The organism is Burkholderia sp. Ac-20384 (assembly GCF_017104605.1).
GTDB classification, from domain to species: Bacteria; Pseudomonadota; Gammaproteobacteria; order Burkholderiales; family Burkholderiaceae; genus Burkholderia; species Burkholderia lata.
This window is the reverse complement of the sequence record NZ_JAAGPE010000165.1, coordinates 1-22,336: the sequence shown is the minus strand read 5'-3', so window position 1 is coordinate 22,336 and position 22,336 is coordinate 1. Positions and strand designations below refer to the sequence as shown.

Sequence of the window (22,336 nt, the reverse complement as noted above, 5' to 3'; positions counted from 1 at the left end):
GCACGCGAACCGGCCGCGCACGCGCGCCGGTTCGGCCTTCGGTTCGGCGCGCAGGCTGCGCGCCGCGGCGCACTCAGCCTGCCGCCTGGATCGCCTCTTCGTACACGCCGGCCACGCGCCGCGCGATCACCGCGTTGTCGAAATGATCACGTGCATAGCGCTTGCATGCAGCCTCGTCGGGCAGCGTGATCGCGCCCGACAGCGCGCCACCGAGCCCTTCCGCGATCGCATCCGCGCCCGTGGACGGCAGCACGAGATCGTCGGACAGCCCGGCCACCGCCTCCGGCAGCCCGCCGACCGGCGTGACCAGCACGGGCGTGCCGGACGCGAGCGATTCGACGGTGATCAGCCCGAAGCCTTCGAGCGCGACCGTCGGCACGACGCTGACCGTCGCCGCGCGGTACAGCGCCGCGAGATGGTTGTCGGGCACGAAGCCGAGCAGCTTCACGTTGTCCTGCAGCCCGGCCGCATCGATGCGCTGCTGCAGTTCCTCGCCGATCTTGCCCTTGCCGGCGATCAGCAGCAGCACGTCGGGGTGACGGTGCTTGAGCAGGCCGATCGCATCGATCAGGTCCTCCAGCCCCATGCGCCGCACGAGCCGGCGCACGGCCAGCACGATCGGCCGGTCCTGCGGCAGTTGCAGCTTGTGCCGCGCCTCGGCCGGTGTGAGCGGCGTATCGAACTGCGCGGTATCGACGCAGCCGGGAATCACCCGCACACGCGACGGATCGATCCCGTAGCGGTTCGTCAGGATCTGGCCGAACGCCTGCGACAGCACGATCAACCGCGACGAGCGCGTATAGACGGCCTGTTCGAGATAGCGCTTCGCGCGCTGGCCGAGCGACGCGGCGCCCTCGACCTGGCTTTCGTCGGCCCACGGCCCCTGGAAGTGCGACACCTGCGGAATCCCGCGGGTGACGTCGAGGCCCGGGAACGTGTACAGCGCGAAGTGCGACGAGATCACGTCCGGTCGCTCGCTGCGGATCTCCTCGCGCAGCGCGCGCCGCGCGGCGAGCATCCGGCGCGCGAGCGACTCCGATGCGGGGCCGAAGCCCTGGATCGCGCCGTCCGTGTCGTCGGCAACCTTCGGCGAGCCGGCGACGAGCCCGCGCACCTCGACGCCCGCGCCCGGCAGCGCGCCGACGAGCGAGTAGTACATCCGGTCGAGGCCGCCCGCGCGTTCGGGGAACCAGTGCATGCCGATTTGCAACGATTTGATCGGCCGGGAAGATTGGGACATCACGTTTGCTCCTGCGTGACTGCATGCTCCGCCCGCTCGAAGGCGGACGGCTGCGTGGGTTGGCCGATGCGCCGGTAGAGCGCGACATACTGGGCGCCCATGTGCGCCCAGCCGAAACGGGTCATCAGTTCGCGGGCGGCTTCGCCCATCGCGCGACAGGTGTCGCGCGACGCCGCGAGCGAGCCGATCGCCTGCGCGAGCGCCGCGGGATCGTCCGGATCCTCCAGCACGATCCCGCACTCGCGCGTGATGATTTCCGCGCCGCCCGCCGTGCGCGCGGTGACGACCGGCAGCCCGGCCGCCATCGCCTCGAGCAGCGACAGGCTCATCGCTTCGTAGCGCGACGGGAACACGTAGGCGTCGACCGAGCGCATCAGCGTCGGCATGTTTTTCACGAGACCGAGGAAATGCACGCGCGAATCGATGCCGAGCGCGCGCGCTTCCTCCGGGTACGGGCTACCCGGCAGGTAGCCGGCCACCGCCAGGTGCACGTTCGCCGGCAGCTTCGTCAGCGCCTTCAGCACGGTGCCGAGGTTCTTGCGCGGCGTGCGCAGGTCGCCGACGAACAGCAGCAGGAACGCATCGTCCGGCAGCTTGAACGCCGCACGGTCGGCCTGTGCGCCCGCGAACGCGCTGGCGTCGACGCCGTTGTAGATCACGCTGATCTTGCGGCTGTCGATGCCGAGCCCGGCGATTTCGTCGGCCACCTTCTGCGATACGGCCGTGATCGCGCGCGAACGCCGGTACGCCCAGCGTTCGAGCGTGGTGTTCACGCGCGTATAGACATACTGGTAAGCCGACCACAGCCCCTTCGTCGGCCCGAACGGATAGTACGGACTCTTGAACCAGCCGCCGTGCACGAAGTGCGCGGTATTCACGTCGGCCTTGATCCACGAAATGAAGCCGTTCACGTGCAGCACGTCGTATTCGCTGCGGTGCGCGCGCAGCCAGGCCGCGCTCTTCAGCGCGAACACCTGCTGCTTGACGAGATTCGACGGCCAGAAGCCGCCGACCTTCACCGGCACCCAGCGCACGCGCGGGTCGGCCAGCAGCTCGGGCGCGACATGCGACGCGACCAGCGTGACCTCGTAGTTCTCGGCCAGCGCCGCGCGCGCGATTTCGTAATTGACGCGGCCCTGCCCGTCGTTATGTCGCACGACGTGCGTGACGATCGCGATTCTCAATGGTCGCCTCCCCGTAAACGCGCGGCGCCCAGCAGGCGTTGTGCCTTTTGCCAGTGCGCCGCGGAAAGAATCGAAAAAATGGCTGTGAACATCAGCAGGCCGCCTGTGCCGATCAGCGAGTTCGTGAACACGAGCATCGCGAAGGTCGACAGGCACAGGCTCAGGCACGCACCGACGAACTTGTCCTTGCGCAGCTTGAACGCCGCGCGCAGCGTGCGGCCGAACAGCATCACGACGCCGGCGAGATACAGCAGCGTGCCGGGCCAGCCGAGCACGAACGGCACGTTCATCACGCCGCTGTCGAAGCTGCCGTACTTGCCGAGCTCGCCGCTGTCGCTCGACAGCTTCGTGGATGCACCCGTCGCGCCCATCCCTTCGCCGGCGACGTCGGTGAACGCGGTCTGTGCGAAGGTGGCGTAGAACTTGTTGCGGTCGTCGTAGCTGCGGTCGTCCTTCAGGTTCGTGATCGACTGCAGACGCGCGCCGAGCCGATCGGCCACCGGCCCGACGGTCAGCAGCGGCACGCACAGCCCGACCAGCACGACACCGCTGATCAGGATCCGCATCCGCACGCGGTTGTTCGACTGCGCGAGCTGGATCGCGAGCGCGATCACCCAGCCGCCCCACGTCGAGCGCACGAGACACAGCGCGAACGACACGAAGCCGGCTGCCCCGGCGAACCAGCGGATCTTCTGCGGCGCCGCGAGCACGAACACCAGCGCGCCCATCATCGCGAACGCGAACGGCCCCGACGAGTTCATCGTGCTGAACACGCGCACGCCGTACGGCACCGGCTCGCCCTGCGAGCCCATGTCGGAACCGATCATCCACAGCACGTCCCACTGCGGCATCACGAAGTACTGCACGACGCCGTACACGCCCATCACGAGCATGCCCCACATGAACGTGGACAGCAGCACGTCGCGGTACTCGGGGTAGTCGCGCGCGTTGACCATGATGTGAAAGCCGATCAGCACCGGGTACACCCAGTTCGCCAGGTCGTAGGTCGCGGCCATCACGCCGCTCGACACGATCCCGACGAGGTACGCGTACGCGAGCCCGAACAGCATCAGCAGGATCGGGATCCCGCGCCGCTGCGCGAGCACGCGGTAATGCCGGATCAGCCCGAGGCCGGCGATCATCGTCACCGCGAGCGGCGCGACCTGGATCAGGCTCGTCGGCGTGAACGCGCCCTTCGACCAGTCGGCAAGCCGCCGCACTTCCGGGCTCAGGAACCACACCCACCACATGAAGCCGACATAGCGCGCCGGACTCTTGAAATACAGCCAGATGCCGACCGCGATGGCCAGCACCGGAAACGCGAGCGTCAGCACCTTGCCCTGGTGAATGGCGATCAGCGCGGCCGTGAACGTCCACAGCCCGGCCTGCCCGACCCAATGCTTCGGCTCGGGCAGCCAGTTGCGTTTGCGCGACGGTGCGCGTTCGGCGGTAATCGTACTCATCGATCCGCTCTCACCGCGACGACGGGCGCGAATCCGCGAGCGGCATCGCCCGGCCCGCGGCTGCCGGCGTCCGGCGCCGGCGCAACATGTCGCGCGTGATCCGCACGTGCTGCTCGGCGAACGCCTGCGTGGTCAGGTCGCGATCGCGCAGGCACGCGGCGGCAGCCTGCGCGCAGGCGAGCGCCGCGACCGGATCGGCCACGAAGCGATCGGCGGCCTGGCGCATCGCCTGCGCGTCGAACGCCGGCACATAGGCGGCCGTATCGTGCGGGAAATAGTCGCTGAGCCCGCCGACGTCCGACACAATCATCGGCTTGCCGACGGCGGCCGCCTCGAGCATCACGGTGATGCCCGACGCATGGAAGTTCGGCCGCAGCGGCACGACGATCACGTCGGCCCATGCGTACAGCTCGTGCTGCTTCGCGAGCCCCGATGCCGAGCCGATCTTCACGTTCGGCGCATGCCACTCGCGCGGCACGCGGCGGCGCGTCGCGAGCCGCACGTCGTAGCGCTCGTCGCCGCCGAACGCGGCGAGGAACGTGCGCCAGTCGCGGTCGCGATCGTTGCCGATCGCCGCGATCCGCAGCGGCCGGTTCGGTTGCCATTGCTGCGGCTCGGTGATCGGGAAATCCTGCGTGTTCAGCCCGTAGTAGACGAACTCGGCGTCGCGGCCGAGATAGCGGCGGCACAGGTCGGCGTTGTCGCGGGCCAGCGTGGTCAGCGCATCGGCGCGCGCGATCAGCTTGCGGTACAGCCAGCGGCGCGGGCCGCCGAAGCTGTTCCACTTGTCGAACAGCCACACGCTCTGGGCGAGCAGCAGCGGGCGCTTGCCCTGTGCGCCGGCGAGCTTCAGGATCAGCGAGGCCGCCAGGTGCTCCTGCTCCGTGTGCGTCCAGATCACGTCGGTGTTCAGCAGCGCGGCGCGGTTGCGCCACGCATGCACGACATCGAAGCCGAGCGCCGCCTTCAGCGCGCGGCGCGCGAGGCTGGCGACACGGCTCTCGCCGCCGTCCTGCGAATAGGTCAGCCGGAATTCGTCGGATTCGGCGTGGTGATAGCCGTACAGGCAGCCGATGTTCTCGCCTTTCCGGTAAGTACGCGGATCGGCGCCGTAAAACAGGTGAACGTGGACCTTGGTTGCAGTCATTCGAGCCCTCCTCCGGGTTCGGCCGCGCGGCGTTGCGCGCGCGGCGCGTTCAAGACGTCACCGGCGGCATCGCCGCACGATGGGGGGCAAGGTTGGCGCGGCGAGCGTCGCGTGCGCCGCGGCGCACCGCGCGCCAGTGCTCGCGGATCCGCTCGCGCTTCGCCGTATGCAGCGACAGCAGCACGTGCGCGAGGCCCGGGTAGACGCGCGTACCGACCAGCGTCCACCACCACCACGCGATCTCGCGCCGGACCGGCGGCAGATGCTCGCGCAGGATCAGGTGCATGTTGTACGCGCCGTTGCTGATCGCATTCAGCGACGCGGCATCGCGCCGGTCGTCGTCGAAGCGCTCGGCCGGGAAATGATCGACCGCGATTGCCGGGTCGTAGACGAGCTTCCAGCCGTCGCGCTGCACGTGCATGCTGAAGCCCATGTCGTTGTGCACCTGCGCACCGGCCCCGCGCAGCCGCGTGTCGAAGCGCAGCCGCTCGATCGCGGCGCGACGGTAGCTCATGTTCGCGCCTTTCAGCATGTCGACTTCGCGCAGGCCGCCGACGCCGAGATGATGGTTGCCGACGATCTTGCCGGACAGCGTGAGCTGGCCGACGAGCTCGCGCGATTCGTCGAGTACGCGGCCCTTCTCGTGCACCCAGTCGCGCCCGCCGACCGCGCCCACGCGCGGATCGGCTTCGAACGCCGACTCGACACGCGCAAGCCAGTCGGGGTGCGGCGCAGCGTCGTCGTCGGTGATCGCGACGATGTCGCCGTTCGCCGAGTCGAGCCCCTTGTTCAGCGCGGCGACCTGGCCCGGCACGTCGACCGGCACGATGCGCAGCGGCAGCGCGCCGCCGACCGCCGGATCGGCGAGCCGTTCGTGCGTGGCGTCATCCTCCGGGCGCGCGACGACGATCACCTCGTCGGGCAGCCGATGCTGCCGCTGCAGCGCCAGCAGGCAGCGCGCGAGGTCGGCGGGACGCCGATAGGTCGGAACGAGCACGGAAATTTTCATCGTTGGTTCTCCTGTCGGCCGGGCGGGCAACGCGCGCTGCCCGGCCGGTTACGTGCGATGCGGATCAGGCGCTCAGGTATTCGTGCACGGCCGCATAGCCGCGGCCGTAGCCGCGCGCCTTCGGCGGCACGCCGTTGAAGATCCCGCCTTCCAGGTCGACGCCCGCGGTGCGCAGGCGCTTGATCGCGTCGGCGATCTCGCCTTCGGTATGCATGCCCGAGCGCAGCACGAGGAACGTCGAGCCGGCCATGCGGCCGATGATCGTCGCGTCGGTCACCGCCAGCACCGGCGGCGAATCGATCAGCACGACGTCGTAGCGCTTGCCGAGCCCTTCGAGGTATTGCGGCAGGCGCGTCGACATCAGCAGCTCCGACGGGTTCGGCGGGCGCGTGCCGGCCGAGATGAACGACAGGCCCTGCACCGGCGTCTCGCGCACGGCGTCCTCGAGCGGCGACTGGTCGCTCAGCAGCTCGGACAGGCCCGGCTGCGACGTGAGGCCAAAGTAGCGGTCGAGCAGGCCACGACGCATGTCGGCGTCGATCAGCAGCACGCGCTTGCCCGAGTGCGCAAGCAGCACCGCGAGGTTGACCGTCAGGAAGCTCTTGCCGATGCCGGGCGTCGGGCCCGTCAGCACGATCACGCGATTCTTCGCATCCATCATCGCGAACTGCATCGCGGTGCGCAGGCTGCGCAGGCTCTCGACGCTGAGATCCTTCGGACGCAGGCTCGCGAGGATCGGCCGCGCACGGCTGCCGCCCTTTTCGGCCTGCGCGTCGAGCTTCACCTGCTCGGCGCTTTGCGGCACCAGCCCGTACAGCGGCAGGTTGAACGCGCGCTCGATGCGGTCGGGATCCTCGATGCCCTGGAACATGTTGCGGCGCAGGAACACGACGCCCGTGCCGAGGATCATCCCGAGGAACACGGCAGCCGACAGGATCAGCACCTTCTTCGGCTTGACCGGGTCGCCCGGACGCAGCGCCGAATCGATCAGGTGGATGTTGCCGCCCGTGCCGGCCTTCTGCACCGACAGCTCCTGCACGCGGTTCAGCAGCAGCACGTAGATGTCCTCGGCAACCTTCGCGTCACGCTGCAGCTGGACGGCCTTCACTTCGGTGGCCGGCAGGCTGCGGAAGCGGTTGCTGAACTTGTCCTTCTCGCCCTGCAGCTCCGCGAGCTGCTGCTTCGCGGCGATCACCATCGGGTGCGAATCGGTGAAACGCTGCGCGAGCGACGCGAGCTGCAGGCGCTGTGCGGCGATCTGCTGCTCGTACTGCACGCTGCCCTCGAGGTAGACCTTCGCTTCGTCGCTCGCGTTGATCGAGCCCGACGTGCGCTGGTACTGCGTCAGCGCGGCTTCCGCGCGTTCGAGGTCGGCCTTCAGGCGCGGCTCCTCGCCCTTCAGGAAGTCGAGCATCTTGGTCGCTTCCGCCTGCTTCGCGACCACGTGCTGGTTCAGGTACGACTGCGCGAGCGCGTTCGCGATCGCGGCGGTCTGGTCCGGGTCCTTGCCTTCGAGCGAGATCTGCACGACGCCCGTCTGCTTGCCCTGCTCGGTCACCTGGATGCCGGTCTGGAAGCCGCTGATCGCGTCGAGATCGTTGTAGCGGACCACCGTGAACTGCGTACCGGGGCGCGCGACGAGCTTCGACACGAGCAGCGTCACGCCGCCGCCCTGCGCCGATTCGCCGACATGGCCCGACAGCAGCCGCATGCCGTTCTGGTCGACGATCGAATAGGTGCCGTTCGGGCCGGCCGTGAGCGTCAGCTTCTTGCCTTCGAGCGCCGGCACGACGTTGATCGAATCGACGTCGGCGACTTCGCCGCCCCAGGCGTACGACTTCAGGCCGAGCCACGGCCGCGCCGGTTCGCCCGGCGTCGCGACGCGCGCGGCGAGGCTGCCGATCACCGGCAGCGTCTTCGGCACGACCGAGAAATTCAGCTTGAACTGCTCGACCACCGGCGCGACCACGCCACGGCTCTTGATGATCTCGATTTCCGCATCGGTCGGCGCCTGCTGCGGGCCGCTGTTGATCATCGCGCCCGTCTGCGTCTGCGTGAGCGCCTGCGACGTGTTGTCGTTGCCCTCGACCCGCACATGCACGTCGGCCTGGTAGACCGGCTTCGCGATGTAGCAGTAGAGGCCGGCGAGCGCCACGACCGTCACCGCGATGCCGAGCAGCAGCCAGATGTCGTCCATGATCACCTGGAGCAGCTGGCCGAGGACGACGTCCTCTTCCTCGGTTTTCGCGGACAGATCCGCGTAGGAGTGTTTCGCTTGCGTGTTCACCATTCGTTCCCGCTTGAGTGGTGCCGGGGCGGAGGCGCCGCCCCGGCGGGCTATCAGCGCGTGATTTGCCGCATGAAGAAGATCGTCTGGATCGTCGGCAGCACCTGCTGCAGCACACGGTTGAACTGCACCGAGCTGGCCGTGCTGACGTAGACCACGTCGAGCGGCTGAAGCGGGAAGCGGCTCGACAGCATCAGCGCATCGGGCTGCGTCATGTCGAGACGGAACACTTCAGGCTTCGTCGGGTTGTCGCGCATCCCGCGCATCACGTAGATCTTGCGCGGGTTCGCGTCCGTATCGAGGATGCCGCCGCCTGCCGTCAGCGCGTCGGCGATGGTCAGGCGGCCCTTGAGCATCGGCACCGTGACCGGCGTCTTGACCTCGCCCATGATGAACACGCGGCTGTCGCTGCGGTCCGGCACGTTGACGATGTCGCCCGGCTGCAGCATCACGTTCTGCTTCACTTCGCCGCGATCGAGCACGCCGTTCGCGTCGAGCGTGTAGAGCTTGCCGTCGCGCGTCAGGCGCACGCGCTGCAGGTCGGCCTCGTTGGTCGAGCCGCCCGAGCGCGAGATCGCGTCGACGAGCGTCAGCGGCACGTCGCTCACCGCGAGCGGGCCCGGTTGCTTCACCTCGCCCGTCACCTGCACCTTCTGGCTGCGGAACGACAGCACGCGCACGTCGAGCTGCGGATTCTTCACGTAGCGCGACAGCGTGGTCGCCATCTGCTCGCGGATCTGCGCGACCGTCTTGCCGGCCACCTTGATGCGGCCGACGAACGGGAAGAAAATCGTGCCGTCGGCGGCAACCGTCTGGCCGTACGGATCGGCCTGACCCGGCAGCGCCGTCGTATACGGCTGCTGCAGCGCGCCCGCGACCGTCTGCGTCGTGTTGCCGCCGCTCGAGAACGACTGGCCCTGCGGCGTCGTCAGCTCGGGGTGGTCCCACACGGTCACGCCGAGGATGTCCTGCGGGCCGACGCGGTACACGTACTCCGACGGATCGGTATAACGTCCCGGCGGCAGCGGATGATCGACCTGCGCTTTCTGCAGCTGGTCCATCACCACTTTGGCGTCGATGTAATGAACCGGATAGGTTTCAGCCGCTTGCTGGCGGCCTTCGTCCTTCAGGTTCGACGAGTCGAGGTAGTTGCCGGGCGCGGTTGCACAGGCTGACAGGAAAGTCGTCAGCGCGACGGCAAGCGCCACCGGGCGCATCGGGCGTTTCAGCATAGTTTCTGTAGCCATCCTTGAACCAGACGTTCGATCAGTGAGTAGCTCTCGCGGTAATCGGCCTCGGGGCCGCCGTGCGGATCGGCAATCTCGGCCCCTTCCCACTTGCCGAGCAGGTGGACCTTGCCGCGCGCGAACGGATCGACCGATTCGACGGCCTTGATCTGTTCACGCTCGCTGACGAGAATCAGGTCGGCGTCGCGCACGATCCGGCGCGACAGCCGCCGCGAGCGATGGGTCGTCGCATCGACGCCCCGCTCGGCGAGCAGCTGACGCATCACCGGATCAATGCCGTCGCCGTCGTTCGCATGCACGCCCGCCGAGTGGAACGTCGGGCGCGGGCCGCCGCGCGACGCGGCGTGCGACTTGAACAGCATTTCCGCTGCCGGGCTGCGGCAGACATTCGCGTGGCAGACGATCAGGATGTTCCGGAACATGGCGTCTCGTTACGAGTGACGGGAAACGGGTTACGCGCTCGCGGGCGCGGTGCCCGGCACGCGGGCGGCGACGGCCTGGCGCGAGCCCGGCCGGCCGATCGGGTGGTATTCGATGCCCTGCTCGCTCATCGTCTCCGGCTCGTACAGGTTGCGGCCGTCGAAGATCACCGGCGATTTCCACAAGCGGCCGAGCGCGACGAAGTCGGGGCTCTTGAAGATCTTCCATTCGGTGACGATCACGAGCGCGTCGGCATCGCGTGCGGCCTGCGCCTCGTCGTCGACGAAGCTCAGGCGCTCGAGCCAGCTCGGGTGATCGGCGAGATCGAGCGCGATCACGCGGCGCGCTTCCTGCTGCGCGACCGGGTCGTACGCGGCGATGCGCGCCCCGCGCGACAGCAGCTCGGCGATCAGCTCGCGGCTCGGCGCTTCGCGCATGTCGTCGGTGTTCGGCTTGAACGCGAGGCCCCAGATGGCGAAGGTGCGGCCGGTCAGGTCCTCGCCGAAACGCGCGACGATCTTCTCGGCGAGCACGCGCTTTTGCGTGGCGTTGACCGACGACACCGCCTTCAGGATCTGCAGCGCCTGCCCGTGCTCGTCGGCCGTGCGGATCAGCGCCTCGACGTCCTTCGGGAAGCACGAGCCGCCGTAGCCGCAGCCGGCATACAGGAAGTGATAGCCGATGCGCGGATCGGAGCCGATCCCGCGGCGCACGGCCTCAATGTCCGCGCCGAAGCGGTCGGCGAGGTTGGCCAGCTCGTTCATGAACGAAATGCGGGTCGCGAGCATCGCGTTCGCCGCGTATTTCGTGAACTCGGCCGAGCGCACGTCCATGTACAGCGTGCGTTCGTGGTTGCGGTTGAACGGCGCGTACAGCTTCTTCATCAGCTCGCGGGCGCGCTCGCCCGGCACGTCGTCGTCGCAGCCGATCACGATGCGGTCCGGCCGCGTGAAATCGTCGACTGCCGCGCCTTCCTTCAGGAATTCCGGATTCGACACGACCGAGAACATCTGGTCGCCGCCGCGCTTCGCGAGTTCTTCCGCCACCGCCGCGCGCACGCGCTCGGCCGTGCCGACCGGCACCGTCGACTTGTCGACGATCACCTTGAAGCCGGTCATGTAGCGGCCGATGTTGCGTGCGGCCGCGAGCACGTATTGCAGGTCGGCCGAACCGTCCTCGTCGGGCGGTGTGCCGACTGCGATGAACTGCACGTCGCCGTGCGCGACCGCGGCCTCGATATCGGTCGAGAAGCGCAGGCGGCCGGCCGAGCGGTTGCGCGCGATCACTTCCTTCAGGCCCGGCTCGTGGATCGGCACGCCGCCGTTGTTCAGGACGTCGATCTTTGCCTGGTCGACGTCGAGACAGAACACGTCGTGCCCGATGTCGGCGAGACACGCGCCGGTGACAAGACCTACGTAACCGCTGCCGATGATAGTCAGATTCATGATGTGTCGGACCTCTTGACCAATGATTCGAAATTCGTAAAACCGGAATGCCTGCGTGGCGCGATCTCGGTACTCGGTACTTAGTACGCGTTGCTGCCGGTGAAGCCTTTCCAGAGCGTCAGCACGACGATCTTGATGTCGAGCCAGAACGACCAGTTCTGCATGTAGTACAGGTCGAGCTTCACGCGTCCCATCATCTTCTCGATCTGGTCGGTCTCGCCGCGGAAGCCGTTGATCTGCGCCCACCCGGTGATGCCCGGCTTGATCCGGTAGCGGAACATGTAGCCCTTGACCAGATCCTTGTAGATGTCGTCGTGCGCGAGCGCATGCGGGCGCGGGCCGACGACCGACATCTCGCCCTTCAGCACGTTGATGAACTGCGGCAGCTCGTCGAGGCTCGTGCGGCGCAGGAACCGGCCGACCGGCGTCACGCGCGAATCGTTCTTCTTCGCCTGCGTGACCTGCCCCGCCACTTCCTGGTGCACCTTCATCGAGCGGAACTTGTAGATCTCGAACTCATGCCCGTCGATGCCCTTGCGCTTCTGGCGGAAGAACACCGGCCCGCGCGACGTCAGCTTGATCAGGCACGCGATCAGCAGCATCACCGGTGCGAGGCCCGTGAGCGCCACCAGCGCGAACGCCCGGTCGAACACGAACTTCGGCAGGATCCGCACGTCGGTGATCGGCGACGCCGCGAGGTTGATCGCCGGCACGCCGAGCACCTCGACCACTTCCTGGTTGAAGAACGACAGCGTGCGCACATCCGGGATGAAGCGGATGTTCACGAAGTCGTGGCGGAACACCGTCACGATCTGGTAAATCCGGCGCTCTTCGGTGATCGGCAGCGTGAGCCACAGCTCGCTGATCGCGCGGCTGCGCACCAGCCACACCAGCGATTCGAACTGCCGCTCGATGCGCACGTCGTCGAGCGCGACTTCGCCCGGCGCTTCGCTTTCGTCGTACACGCACACCGGGTTGAAACCGGCTTCCGGCCGCGCCCGCATCTGGGCGATCAGCCGCCGCGCCGCCGGCGTCCCGCCGACGATCGCGACCGCCTTCAGGTTGTAGCCGCCGCGACGCAGTTGCCGCAGCACGACATGCACGCAGGCCTTCGAACCGACGAGCAGCGCCATCGTCACGAGCGCCCAGTAACCCAGCCACAGCCGCGACAGGTCGCCCGACTGATGAAAGCTGAAGCTCAGCAGGATCCCCGCGAGCTCGACCACCAGCCACGCGAACGCGACCCGCCCCACCAGCCCGACGAGACGCTTGCCGCGCCACGACTGGTAAATGCCGAACGCGGGAAAGCACACGACGACGAGCAGGCAATCGAACAGCATCATCGTGCGCTGCAGGTCGTTGAGCCAGATGCTGCCACCGTGCAGCGTGGCGGCGATCAGCGCCCCCATCACGACCATCGCGATATCGATGACTCTCGCCAGCACGCTCAACATGTCTGCTTCCTCTTTGAACAGGCGTTTGCCGAACAGCTCCTTGTGCGACCCGTGCCGCACATTCGATTCAAACGTTGCATGACGCTATTGAAGCGACAAGAAAATTCCGCCTCAAGCGCACAAGTATTTCGAAAAATAATCGGAAATTCTTGCCGCGAAGTTTTTGAATTAATTCGGCACGTTTTCCCGAAATGCCCGGAAATCGGGAATTTTTCGGAAGCTTTACGATTTCCGCTCACCCTTTGCGGGCGGTCAAGACCAGCCGATTCACCGATTTATTTTTCAATTTTTTATTTGCATCGGATGATAGTGCGGAAAATTCTTCCTGATGAATGCCTGGCGAATATCAGGCAATGGACCCGGTTTTATTGTCGATTTACTTCATGCTACAACGACAGGCACTGACTTCAACCGTGGAGAGTGTCCTCATGAATGCTCCGGCCGTGGCTGCCGAAACGCGCCATTCTTCTTCCACCGCCCCCGCCGCCGGCACGCGCGTCGCCGTGCAACCGGTGATTCTCGCCGGCGGGTCCGGCACGCGCCTGTGGCCGATGTCGCGCGAACGTTTTCCGAAACAGCTGATCGGCCTGCTCGGCGAACATTCGCTGCTGCAATCGACCGCGCTGCGCCTCGACGGCCTGACGGCCGACCATCCGCTGAACGACGACGTGCTGATCGTATGCGGCGAGGATCACCGCTTCACCACTGCCGAGCAGTTGCGCCTGACCGGCAAACCGGCGTCGATCATGCTCGAGCCGATCGGCCGCGACACCGCACCCGCGCTGACGCTCGCCGCGTTGCGGCTGGTCGCCGGCGGCAACGATGCGGTGATGACCGTGATGCCGGCCGACCATGCGGTCGCCGACCTGCCGCGCTTCCACGCGGCCGTCGCGGCCGGCGTGCACTGCGCGATGCAAGGCAAGATCGCGACGATGGGCATCGTGCCCACGCACGCGGAAACCGGCTACGGCTACATCCGCGTCGGCGCGCCGCTCGGCGATGCCGCCACCGGCAAACTCGACGTGCGCCGCCTCGACCGTTTCGTCGAGAAGCCGCATCTCGAACTCGCTCAGCAGTACGTTGCATCGGGCGAATACTGGTGGAACAGCGGCATCTTCATCGTGCGCGCCTCGGTCTGGCTGAAGGCGATCCGCCAGCTCGAACCGGCGATCTACGCGGCCTGCGAACAGGCCGTCGCCCAGGGCAAGGCCGATGGCGATTTCTTCCGCGTCGATCGCGATGCATTCGCCGCGTCGCCGTCGAACTCGATCGACTACGCGGTGATGGAGCCGATCGCGAGCCTGCCGCAACTGTGCGAGAGCGTCGTCGTGCCGCTCGACGCGGGCTGGTCGGACGTCGGCTCGTGGGATGCGATCTGGCAGATCTCGCCGAAGGACGACGCGGACAACGTCGGCCGCGGCCACGTGCTGTTCGAAGGCGCGGAATCGACGTTCGCGCATTCGGAAAGCCGGCTCGTCGCCTGCCTTGGCACGCAGAACCTCGTCGTCGTCGAAACGCCCGACGCCGTGCTCGTCGCGGACAAGTCGCGCGTGCAGGACGTGAAGAAAATCGTCGGGCACATCAAGGCGCAACGCGGCGCGGAAGCGACCGATCACCGCAAGGTGCATCGCCCGTGGGGCCACTACGATTCGATCGACATGGGCGAACGCTTCCAGGTGAAACGCATCGTCGTGAAACCGGGGGCGCGCCTGTCGCTGCAGATGCACCACCATCGCGCCGAACACTGGATCGTCGTGCGCGGCACCGCGCGCATCACGCGCGGCGACGAAACGTTCCTGCTGTCCGAAAACGAATCGACGTACATCCCGCTCGGCGTGTCGCACCGCCTGGAGAACCCGGGCATGATGCCGCTCGAGCTGATCGAAGTGCAGTCGGGCGCGTATCTCGGCGAGGACGACATCGTCCGCTTCGACGATACCTACGGCCGGCAGTAACGCACGTGCACATGGGGCGCCGCTTCGACGGCGGCGCCCCAGGCAAGGCAAGCATGGAAAGACGGGACTTCCGCGCGGGCGTCGTGGCACACGACGGCCCGCGCGTTTCAGCGGGCCGGCGATCAGCCGACGCGGTAGACATACTCGCGGCGCTCCGGCTGCACCGGATCGTTGCGGCTTTCGGACAGCGCGCTCGCATGACGCTCGGCGATGAAGCGCTGGATGTCCGACTCGGCACGCGCGAGCGCGGACAGGCCGGCCAGCACCTCGCCTTGCGGCTCACGCGCCGGTTCGTCGCTCGCGCCATGGCGATCGATCCACTGGCGCGCCCAGTCGAGCGCGAACTGCTCGGCTTCCTCGGCATCGGTGAAGCGCGGGCCGATCAGGCCCGAGCGCTCGACGCGCCGGTCCTCCTGCGAAATCTCGGCCCACGCGCGATACATCAGGTTCTGCACGGGCTGCGCGATGCCGCAGATCGTATAGCCGCGATATTCGTCGACTTGCGGTTCGGCCGCGGCGAAGCTCGCCGACGACGCATGCGCATGGCGCAGCTCTGTCGACGGCGCACCGGGCACCTCGAACGACACGGCCGACGGATCGACCGCTTCGTCGACCGGCATCGCACTCAGCGACGCGCCCTCGCCCTCCCAAACGTTTGCCTGAGCGACCGGCAATTGCCACGATTCGGGGTTTTGCCAGAACACGCCGCGCAAGCGATCGTTGTCGGGCACGGGTTCGGCACGGCGCGCGGGCACGACCGGCACCGGCGGCGGCGGAATATACGCGAACGTGCGCCCGCTGAACTGGGTCAGCACGTCGATCATCTGCAGCAGCGTGCCGGACGCCAGCCACTCCTCGTAACGGCGACGGCACGTCGGCCCGGACGGATAGCGACCGGGCAGCTTCGACCAGGCTTCACCGGTCGTCAGGATCCAGAGCACCGCGTTGGCAACGACGCGCGGTTCGGCTCGTGGACGCCCACGACGGTTCAGCCGGATGGGTTCATCGGCGATCAGCGTTGAAAGACGAAACCACTCTTCATCGTTAAGCTCATCGAAGAACATAGTAGATCTCTCCACGCAGCCAGGCCGGGGCTGCGATTGGCGGCGCCGTCGCGACACATCGCGTCGCGGGGCGGCCAGGTTGCACATTATGGTTATCCGGTGTTGTGCATGCCGGTGCAGCACCGCACTTTCACGGTGCCGCCATTCCCGGCAATGACGCACAAATCACGGTCTCACTCCAATGTGGGAATTTTTGTGCACGAAGCATACCATCCTCAGGGTTTATCTCAATATGACAATGACTTAATGTTACGCACTGAAACAACCTGCCATGGGTGCGTAATGTATTTACGCTTGAATTTTTTTGCGAGATCTTTATGCCCGTCGCTGCAAAGGCCCGTCTGGCGGGGCTCCGCAGCGTATGAAGAATACCTTTTCATGGGCATTTTCGGGCCGCTCCGACCCTTGCCGGCAACAATCCCGCGCATTGCTTCCGGACATCGGTAAATCAGGGAAAAAAGCGTAACAAGATATTCACGAATCGGTAAATCATTCAAATTCCGCCGATTTTAATTATCTCCGTGCACAATCTTTTTATTGTTTCTCTGCGAGTGATGAAAGCCCGGTGACGCGCGATGCACATCTTTCGCCACGCGCAAACTCGTGACGTCTGTTACATCTTCACGGCGGCAGGCGAGCGATCGCGCCGCATCGGGAGCGGAAATCCTGTTTCGGGTCGGAACGGAAAAAGAAACCGGTGGGCAGGTGGTGCCGAACGTGCAGCGGACGCGTCAGCGCAGATCGCCGGCCAGCGAGGCGGTCACGTCCGCGTCCACGCGCTGCGGCGGCATCGTGTAGGCCGGGTGATCGCAGCCGATCGACAGCGCCGCCCCGCCCTTGAGCGCCGCCCGCATCGGCGCACCGAACTCGAAGCGCAAGAAGTGCACGGCCGACGTCTTCTCGGCGTTGTCGCGGTCGAGATCCTCGTCGGCGATCGCGTAGACGTTCGCATGCCCGTCGACCCGCAGGTACACGCGATCCTCGACACCGATCAGCCGCGCGAGCGCCGCGCGCCGTTCGATCTCGTGCTCGTACTCGATCTGCATCGTCGCCTTCAGGTTCGTGCCGTCGGGCACGAGCGGCAGATACGCCTCCAGCTCGCCTTCGATGCCCGCCTGGTCGAAGATCTTCTCGATGTGCAGCATCTCCTGGATCTGATAGCGGATCGTCGTCTCGTCCTCGAACAGGAAGCGCACGTGATTGCCGAGCGCCACCGCGCGGCGGCGCTTGTACGCGACGAGCCGCGCGTGTTCGGCCTTGCGGATCTTCGCGTACGCTTCGAGCGTCAACAGGGAGTCGCGGGTCAACGTCATGGGAGGTCCTCGTGGGTCGGCTGGCCGTGGCTCAGATGCCGTATGCGCGGCGCAATAACGTGAGCGGATGCGCGAGCGGCGCGGACGGCAGCCCCTTGCCCTCGATGCCCTGCACGATGTGATGGCCGGCCAGCGCGCAGTCCGACGACACGAAATCCGGCTGCGGCTCGGCCATCGCCTTGAATACGGGCCCGCCGATCCGCATCGCGTCCGCATGAAATTCCTTCTTCACGCCGAACGTGCCCGCATGGCCCGAACAGCGCTCGACGACATTCACGCGCGTATCGGGCACGAGCGACAGCGCGTCGGCCGTCTTGCGGCCGATGTTCTGCACGCGCGCATGGCACGGCACGTGATACGACACGGTGCCGAGGCCCGTCTTGAAATCGGTCTTCAGCAGTCCGTCGCGATGCCGCGCGATCACGTATTCGAACGGATCCCAGAATGCTTCGGCCACCGCGCGCACCGCTTCGTCGCCGGGGAACATCAGCGGCAGCTCGCTCTTGTACATCAGCACGCAGCTCGGGATCGCGCCGATCAGCGCATAGCCTTCGCGCGCATAGCGTTCGAGCACGGGCAGGTTCACGTCCTTCTTCGCGGCCACGCCGGCGAGATTGCCCTGCTCGAGCAGCGGCATCCCGCAGCAGGCTTCGCGCGTGACGAGCTCGTACGGGATGTCGTTGTGCGCGAGGATCGCGAGCAGGTCGTGGCCGATGCCGGGTTCGTTGAAATTCACGTAGCAGGTTCCGTAGATCGCGACCTTGCCGGGCGTGCGTTCGCCGTCGCGCACCGGCACGCCGTCCGAGGGCTTCGCCGTGCGCCGGAACTTGCGCGGCGCGAATTCCGGCAGCCATGCGTTGCGGTCGACGCCGAGCGTCGCCTCGAGCGCATGGCGCGCGGGCGGCGTGCGGTTCACCGCGTTCACCGCCTGCGTGACGATCGGGATGCCGGCGAAATGGCCGAGCGCGTCGGTGTTCGACAGCACCTTGTCGCGCAGCGTCGCCTCGCCGCGCTGGTAGCGCGCGGCCTTGCCGCGCAGCATCAGGTGCGGGAAGTCGACGTTCCATGCATGCGGCGGCACGTACGGGCATTTCGTCATGTAGCAGAGGTCGCACAGGTAGCACTGGTCGACGACCTTGCCGAACGCGTCCTTCGGCACCTCCTCGATATCGCCCATCGGCGTGTCGTCGACCAGATCGAACAGCGTCGGAAACGCGCCGCACAACGACACGCAGCGCCGGCACCCGGCGCAGATGTCGAACACGCGCGTCATTTCCGCATCGATCGCGGCCTGGTCGTAGAACGCATCGGACTGCCAGTCGAGCGGATGCCGGGTCGGGGCTTCGAGACTGCCTTCCTTGTGGGGCATGGGGCGCTCCATCGAGCGTGGCGCGCATGCGCGCCAGCGCCGCCCGCGCGATGCGGGCGGCGATGAACGAACAGCCGGCCGCTTGCCGGTCGCACGGCCTGCCGTGCGGCCCGCGGCGGCCCGTCAGTCGACGAGACTGTCCAGCGCCTTCGTATAGCGGTTCGCGTGGCTGCGCTCAGCCTTCGCGAGCGTCTCGAACCAGTTCGCGATTTCGTCGAAACCCTCGTCGCGCGCCGCCTTCGCCATGCCCGGATACATGTCGGTGTATTCGTGCGTTTCGCCGGCGATCGCCGATTCGAGATTCTGCCGCGATGAACCGAACGGCAAGCCCGTTGCCGGATCGCCGACGGCTTCCAGGTATTCGAGATGGCCATGCGCATGGCCGGTTTCGCCTTCGGCGGTCGAGCGGAACAGCGCGGCGACGTCGTTCTGGCCTTCGACGTCAGCCTTCGAAGCGAAATACAGATAACGCCGGTTCGCCTGCGATTCACCCGCGAATGCGGCCTTCAGGTTCTCTTCGGTTTTGCTGCCCTTGAGTTGAGCCATTTGCGCCTCCGTTCGAGTCGGCGCGGCCGCGTGCGAAGCCGGGCCGATCAGGTATGTGGGGAACGATGCGTACGCCGGGGCGCGCGCATCGTGCTCTTCAATCTAGGCGCTCGCGTTCGCATCCCCCAATAGGCTTTTTCAATCCGGGCGATAGTGCTTGGCGGGAGGTGGGGCGCGGTGGCGGGCGCGGTGCTCGGTGCTCAGTGCGCGGTGCTCGGCGCGCTGCGTTCACGCGTGCCGCGTGGGTCACGCGTCCGTCGCACGCCTGAGCAGCAATTCGCGTTCGCGCTCGTTGCGCGTCAGTTCCGCCGCGCGGCGGAATTCGGCCTTCGCCTCGTCGGCGCGGCCCAGCTTCGCCAGCAGGTCGCCGCGCACGCTCGGCAGCCAGTGATAGCGCGCGAGCGCGGGATCGTCGCGCAGCGCGTCGACGAGTTCGAGCGCCGCGGCGGGCCCGAACGCCATCCCGACGGCCACCGCGCGATTCAGCTCGACGACGGGCGACGGCGCGACTTCGGCAAGCGCGTCATACAGCGCGACGATCTGCGCCCAGTCCGTATCCGACGCCTGCCGAGCGCGCGCATGGCAGGCTGCCAGCGCGGCCTGCAACGCATACCGCCCGCGTACGCCGCCGAGCTTCGTCGCGCGTTCGAGCGCAGCAAGTCCGCGCCGGATCAGCAGCGGATCCCAGCGGCTGCGATCCTGGTCGAGCAGCAGCACGGGCCGGCCCTGCGCGTCGGTGCGCGCATGCATGCGCGACGCCTGTAGCTCCATCAGCGCGACGAGCCCGAGCACCTCGCTCTCGTCCGGCGCCAGCCCGGCCAGCACGCGGCCGAGCCGCAACGCCTCGTCGCACAGCGCCGGGCGTGTCCAGTCGTCGCCCGAGGTCGCCGCATGGCCTTCGTTGAACACGAGATAGATCACTTCGAGCACCGACGCGAGCCGCGCTGGCCGCGCATCGGCAGCCGGCACCTCGAACGGCACGTGCGCCGCCGCGAGCGTGCGCTTCGCGCGCACGATCCGCTGCGCGATCGTCGGCTCGGGCGTCAGGAACGCGCGCGCGATCTCGTCCGTCGTCAGCCCGCCGAGCAGCCGCAGCGTCAGCGCGACGCGCGCATCGGTCGACAGCACCGGGTGGCACGACGTGAAGATCAGCCGCAGAAGATCGTCGCCGATGTCGTCCTCGCTCGCGTCGGCAAGCGCCTCCGCGATGTCGGGGACGACATGCGCTTCGAGCGCGTCCATCTCGTGGCCGAGCTGGTCGCGCTTCGCCGCGTGGAGCGACTCCTGCCGGACACGATCGAGTGCGCGACGCTTCACGGCCGTCATCAGCCATGCGGCCGGGTTGTCGGGCACGCCGTCGACGGGCCAGTGCTCGAGCGCCGCGACGAGCGTGTCCTGCGCCAGTTCCTCGGCCACGCCGACGTCGCGTACCACGCGCGCGGCGCGCGCGATGATCTTGGGCGCCTCGATCCGCCAGACCGCTTCGATCGCACGGTGAGTCGCCTCACGCGTCACGACGCCTGCCCCTCGGCGGACGCGTCCAGCGGCATGGCCATCAGCTCCCATGCATGGCCGTCCGGATCGTCGAACCCGTGGCCGTACATGTTCGGGTACTCGCGCGGTGCTTGCGGCGCGGACCCGCCGGCCGCCAGCGCCTTGGCGACGATTCCGTCGACCTCGGCACGGCTTTCGCACGACAGGCACGACAGGACCTGCACCTGCGTTGCCGGATCGATGATGGTTTTGCCGGTGAACGTCTGGAAAAACGGCCGTACGAGCAGCATCGCGAAGATCGTGTCGCTGATCTTGATGCAGGCGGCCTGGTCGTTGGTATAGGCCGGCACGACTTCGAAGCCGAGCGCCTGGTAGAACGCCTTCGAGCGCGGCAGGTCGGCCACGGGCAGATTGATGAAGACCATCTTGTGCATGTCGGGTGCTCCCGGTGAGGTTGGATTCAGGTGGGCAATCGATCAGGCGCCGGTGCGGCCGACGTGGAGTTCGCGAAACCGCTCGACCGCGTCGCTCGGCGTGAGGTCGTCGAGCTCGAACAGCGGCCGCACCTCAATCTCGCAATCCATCTCGGCGCCGAACGGCGCGGGAAACCGGCGCGTCCATTCGAGCGCTTCGTCGCGCGAACGCACCTGGATCAGCGTATAGCCGGCAATCAGTTCCTTCGTTTCGGCGAACGGGCCGTCGACCACGGTGCCCTTGCCGCCCGAGTAGCGCACGCGCCAGCCGCTCGCGCTCGGGCGCAGCCCGTTCGCGTCGAGCAGCACGCCGGCCTTGGCCAGTTCCTCGTGATAGACGGTCATGGCCTCGACCAGCCGGTTGTCCGGCAACGCGTCGGACTCGCTGACGGCGTTCGCCCGGATCATGATCATGAATCGCATCGTTCACTCCTTGTCGTCGGTGGAAAGCAGCGCCCGTTCATCGGCGCCTTATCCGGACCACGGCCGGAAGACAGCCGGATCGACATATTCCGCGACATATCAGGGTAAATACCTAGATCCAGCCTTCACAGGAAGCACGGGCCGACCGCGCGCACCTCGATCGTGCACCACTGCGCGGCCGGGCACTGGCGCGCGATCTCGATCGCTTCCTCGCGCGTGTCGACGTCGACGATGAAGAAGCCGCCGACCATCTCCTTCGCCTCCGCGAACGGGCCGTCGAGCAGGCGCGTCTCGCCGTCGCGCACCTGCACGCGCGTGCCGCGCTCGGAACGCTCCAGCGACTCGACGCCGCGCAGCACGCCGCGCGCCTTCAGCGTCTCGGCGAAATCGACCATCCGTGCGTACAACGCCTGACCTTCGTCGAGCGTGCGTTCGGCGCGCTGGTCGGTCGGCTCGACAATCAACAGCATGTAAGACATGGACTTCTCCTGTGGGAACGGGGCGCGGCGGCGTTCGCTGCGCGATCGGGATGCGCCGGCCGATGCAAAAGCGTAGCAGCCGCCGCGCGCGTTGCATCGTCGGCCAATCGGCAACTGGCCGGACGGCCAATTCGGCCGCTTCCTGACATTTTGCCGTCAAGATGCTTTCCCGAACCGTCGGATTGTCTTCCTGTGGACCGCCCCATGTCACGCCTGCTTGTGCCGCTTGCCGTTGCACCGTTCATCGCCTTCACCGCCCTTTTCGCCGTCTTCGCCCGGCCGGCCGCGGCCGCGCCGCCGGTCAGCGCAGGCTGCCGCGGCGCA

The 22,336-nt window shown here is 67.1% G+C and carries 19 protein-coding genes; 1 reads left to right on the top strand and 18 read right to left on the bottom strand.

From position 1 onward, the window contains the following. Positions 1–73: 73 nt before the first annotated feature. From G3O00_RS25990 to G3O00_RS25945, 10 genes are all read right to left on the bottom strand, one after another. Entirely contained in the window at positions 74–1,240 is a 1,167-nt protein-coding gene (locus G3O00_RS25990) for a glycosyltransferase family 4 protein (RefSeq protein ID WP_011355860.1), read from the bottom strand. After that, positions 1,240–2,424, bottom strand: a complete 1,185-nt coding sequence (locus tag G3O00_RS25985; RefSeq protein ID WP_011355861.1) for a glycosyltransferase family 4 protein — start codon at positions 2,422–2,424, stop codon at positions 1,240–1,242. The genes G3O00_RS25990 and G3O00_RS25985 overlap by 1 nt, the downstream gene beginning before the upstream one ends. After that, positions 2,421–3,887, bottom strand: a complete 1,467-nt coding sequence (locus G3O00_RS25980; protein WP_011355862.1) for a glucose-6-phosphate isomerase — start codon at positions 3,885–3,887, stop codon at positions 2,421–2,423. The genes G3O00_RS25985 and G3O00_RS25980 overlap by 4 nt, the downstream gene beginning before the upstream one ends. Positions 3,888–3,897: 10 nt before the next feature. After that, entirely contained in the window at positions 3,898–5,034 is a 1,137-nt protein-coding gene (locus G3O00_RS25975; protein ID WP_206144728.1) for a glycosyltransferase family 4 protein, read from the bottom strand. Positions 5,035–5,083: 49 nt separating this feature from the next. Continuing rightward, a complete protein-coding gene (locus G3O00_RS25970) occupies positions 5,084–6,043 on the bottom strand; it encodes a glycosyltransferase family 2 protein (RefSeq protein ID WP_011355864.1) in 960 nt (319 codons plus the stop codon). A 64-nt stretch (positions 6,044–6,107) separates the two neighbouring features. Further along, a complete protein-coding gene (locus G3O00_RS25965; protein ID WP_206144727.1) occupies positions 6,108–8,333 on the bottom strand; it encodes a polysaccharide biosynthesis tyrosine autokinase in 2,226 nt (741 codons plus the stop codon). A gap of 50 nt (positions 8,334–8,383) precedes the next feature. Further along, positions 8,384–9,562 carry a polysaccharide biosynthesis/export family protein gene (locus tag G3O00_RS25960; protein WP_011355866.1) on the bottom strand — a complete coding sequence of 393 codons (1,179 nt, stop codon included), beginning with the start codon at positions 9,560–9,562 and terminating at the stop codon, positions 8,384–8,386. After that, positions 9,556–9,999 (bottom strand): low molecular weight protein-tyrosine-phosphatase, encoded by a 444-nt coding sequence (locus G3O00_RS25955; protein WP_011355867.1) that lies wholly within the window; start codon positions 9,997–9,999, stop codon positions 9,556–9,558. Before G3O00_RS25955 ends, G3O00_RS25960 begins: the two co-directional genes overlap by 7 nt. 30 nt (positions 10,000–10,029) lie before the next feature. Further along, entirely contained in the window at positions 10,030–11,442 is a 1,413-nt protein-coding gene (locus G3O00_RS25950) for a UDP-glucose/GDP-mannose dehydrogenase family protein (RefSeq protein ID WP_174944583.1), read from the bottom strand. 80 nt (positions 11,443–11,522) lie between these two features. Continuing rightward, positions 11,523–12,896 carry an undecaprenyl-phosphate glucose phosphotransferase gene (locus tag G3O00_RS25945; protein WP_174931882.1) on the bottom strand — a complete coding sequence of 458 codons (1,374 nt, stop codon included), beginning with the start codon at positions 12,894–12,896 and terminating at the stop codon, positions 11,523–11,525. A 428-nt stretch (positions 12,897–13,324) separates the two neighbouring features. Here G3O00_RS25945 and G3O00_RS25940 point away from each other — a divergent pair, with 428 nt between their 5' ends. After that, complete coding sequence (locus G3O00_RS25940; RefSeq protein ID WP_011355870.1) at positions 13,325–14,851, top strand: mannose-1-phosphate guanylyltransferase/mannose-6-phosphate isomerase; 1,527 nt, start codon at positions 13,325–13,327, stop codon at positions 14,849–14,851. Positions 14,852–14,973: 122 nt separating this feature from the next. Here G3O00_RS25940 and G3O00_RS25935 read toward each other — a convergent pair whose 3' ends face one another. The 8 genes from G3O00_RS25935 to G3O00_RS25900 form a co-directional block, all read right to left on the bottom strand. Then, positions 14,974–15,915, bottom strand: coding sequence for a transposase (locus tag G3O00_RS25935; protein WP_206144726.1), 942 nt, complete (start codon positions 15,913–15,915; stop codon positions 14,974–14,976). Positions 15,916–16,646: 731 nt separating this feature from the next. After that, positions 16,647–17,228, bottom strand: coding sequence for a DUF3501 family protein (locus G3O00_RS25930; RefSeq protein ID WP_206144725.1), 582 nt, complete (start codon positions 17,226–17,228; stop codon positions 16,647–16,649). A 31-nt stretch (positions 17,229–17,259) separates the two neighbouring features. Next, positions 17,260–18,597: a heterodisulfide reductase-related iron-sulfur binding cluster gene (locus tag G3O00_RS25925; protein ID WP_206144724.1), complete on the bottom strand. Its 1,338-nt coding sequence runs from the start codon at positions 18,595–18,597 to the stop codon at positions 17,260–17,262. A 123-nt stretch (positions 18,598–18,720) separates the two neighbouring features. Beyond that, entirely contained in the window at positions 18,721–19,143 is a 423-nt protein-coding gene (locus tag G3O00_RS25920) for a ferritin family protein (RefSeq protein ID WP_011355874.1), read from the bottom strand. A gap of 246 nt (positions 19,144–19,389) precedes the next feature. Continuing rightward, positions 19,390–20,658, bottom strand: coding sequence for an RNA polymerase sigma factor (locus G3O00_RS25915; RefSeq protein ID WP_011355875.1), 1,269 nt, complete (start codon positions 20,656–20,658; stop codon positions 19,390–19,392). After that, complete coding sequence (locus tag G3O00_RS25910) at positions 20,655–21,071, bottom strand: extradiol dioxygenase (protein ID WP_011355876.1); 417 nt, start codon at positions 21,069–21,071, stop codon at positions 20,655–20,657. Before G3O00_RS25910 ends, G3O00_RS25915 begins: the two co-directional genes overlap by 4 nt. 42 nt (positions 21,072–21,113) lie before the next feature. Beyond that, positions 21,114–21,533 carry a YciI family protein gene (locus G3O00_RS25905; protein ID WP_206144723.1) on the bottom strand — a complete coding sequence of 140 codons (420 nt, stop codon included), beginning with the start codon at positions 21,531–21,533 and terminating at the stop codon, positions 21,114–21,116. 125 nt (positions 21,534–21,658) lie between these two features. After that, positions 21,659–22,012, bottom strand: coding sequence for a YciI family protein (locus tag G3O00_RS25900; protein WP_206144722.1), 354 nt, complete (start codon positions 22,010–22,012; stop codon positions 21,659–21,661). Positions 22,013–22,336 lie beyond the last annotated feature (324 nt).

Coding starts and splice junctions, on each gene's coding strand:
- G3O00_RS25990 (WP_011355860.1), bottom strand. CDS start 1,240: ATGTCCCAATCTTCCCGGCCGATCAAATCGTTGCAAATCGGCATGCAC.
- G3O00_RS25980 (WP_011355862.1), bottom strand. CDS start 3,887: ATGAGTACGATTACCGCCGAACGCGCACCGTCGCGCAAACGCAACTGG.
- G3O00_RS25975 (WP_206144728.1), bottom strand. CDS start 5,034: ATGACTGCAACCAAGGTCCACGTTCACCTGTTTTACGGCGCCGATCCG.
- G3O00_RS25970 (WP_011355864.1), bottom strand. CDS start 6,043: ATGAAAATTTCCGTGCTCGTTCCGACCTATCGGCGTCCCGCCGACCTC.
- G3O00_RS25965 (WP_206144727.1), bottom strand. CDS start 8,333: ATGGTGAACACGCAAGCGAAACACTCCTACGCGGATCTGTCCGCGAAA.
- G3O00_RS25960 (WP_011355866.1), bottom strand. CDS start 9,562: ATGCTGAAACGCCCGATGCGCCCGGTGGCGCTTGCCGTCGCGCTGACG.
- G3O00_RS25955 (WP_011355867.1), bottom strand. CDS start 9,999: ATGTTCCGGAACATCCTGATCGTCTGCCACGCGAATGTCTGCCGCAGC.
- G3O00_RS25950 (WP_174944583.1), bottom strand. CDS start 11,442: ATGAATCTGACTATCATCGGCAGCGGTTACGTAGGTCTTGTCACCGGC.
- G3O00_RS25945 (WP_174931882.1), bottom strand. CDS start 12,896: ATGTTGAGCGTGCTGGCGAGAGTCATCGATATCGCGATGGTCGTGATG.
- G3O00_RS25940 (WP_011355870.1), top strand. CDS start 13,325: ATGAATGCTCCGGCCGTGGCTGCCGAAACGCGCCATTCTTCTTCCACC.
- G3O00_RS25935 (WP_206144726.1), bottom strand. CDS start 15,915: ATGTTCTTCGATGAGCTTAACGATGAAGAGTGGTTTCGTCTTTCAACG.
- G3O00_RS25930 (WP_206144725.1), bottom strand. CDS start 17,228: ATGACGTTGACCCGCGACTCCCTGTTGACGCTCGAAGCGTACGCGAAG.
- G3O00_RS25925 (WP_206144724.1), bottom strand. CDS start 18,597: ATGCCCCACAAGGAAGGCAGTCTCGAAGCCCCGACCCGGCATCCGCTC.
- G3O00_RS25920 (WP_011355874.1), bottom strand. CDS start 19,143: ATGGCTCAACTCAAGGGCAGCAAAACCGAAGAGAACCTGAAGGCCGCA.
- G3O00_RS25910 (WP_011355876.1), bottom strand. CDS start 21,071: ATGCACAAGATGGTCTTCATCAATCTGCCCGTGGCCGACCTGCCGCGC.
- G3O00_RS25905 (WP_206144723.1), bottom strand. CDS start 21,533: ATGCGATTCATGATCATGATCCGGGCGAACGCCGTCAGCGAGTCCGAC.
- G3O00_RS25900 (WP_206144722.1), bottom strand. CDS start 22,012: ATGTCTTACATGCTGTTGATTGTCGAGCCGACCGACCAGCGCGCCGAA.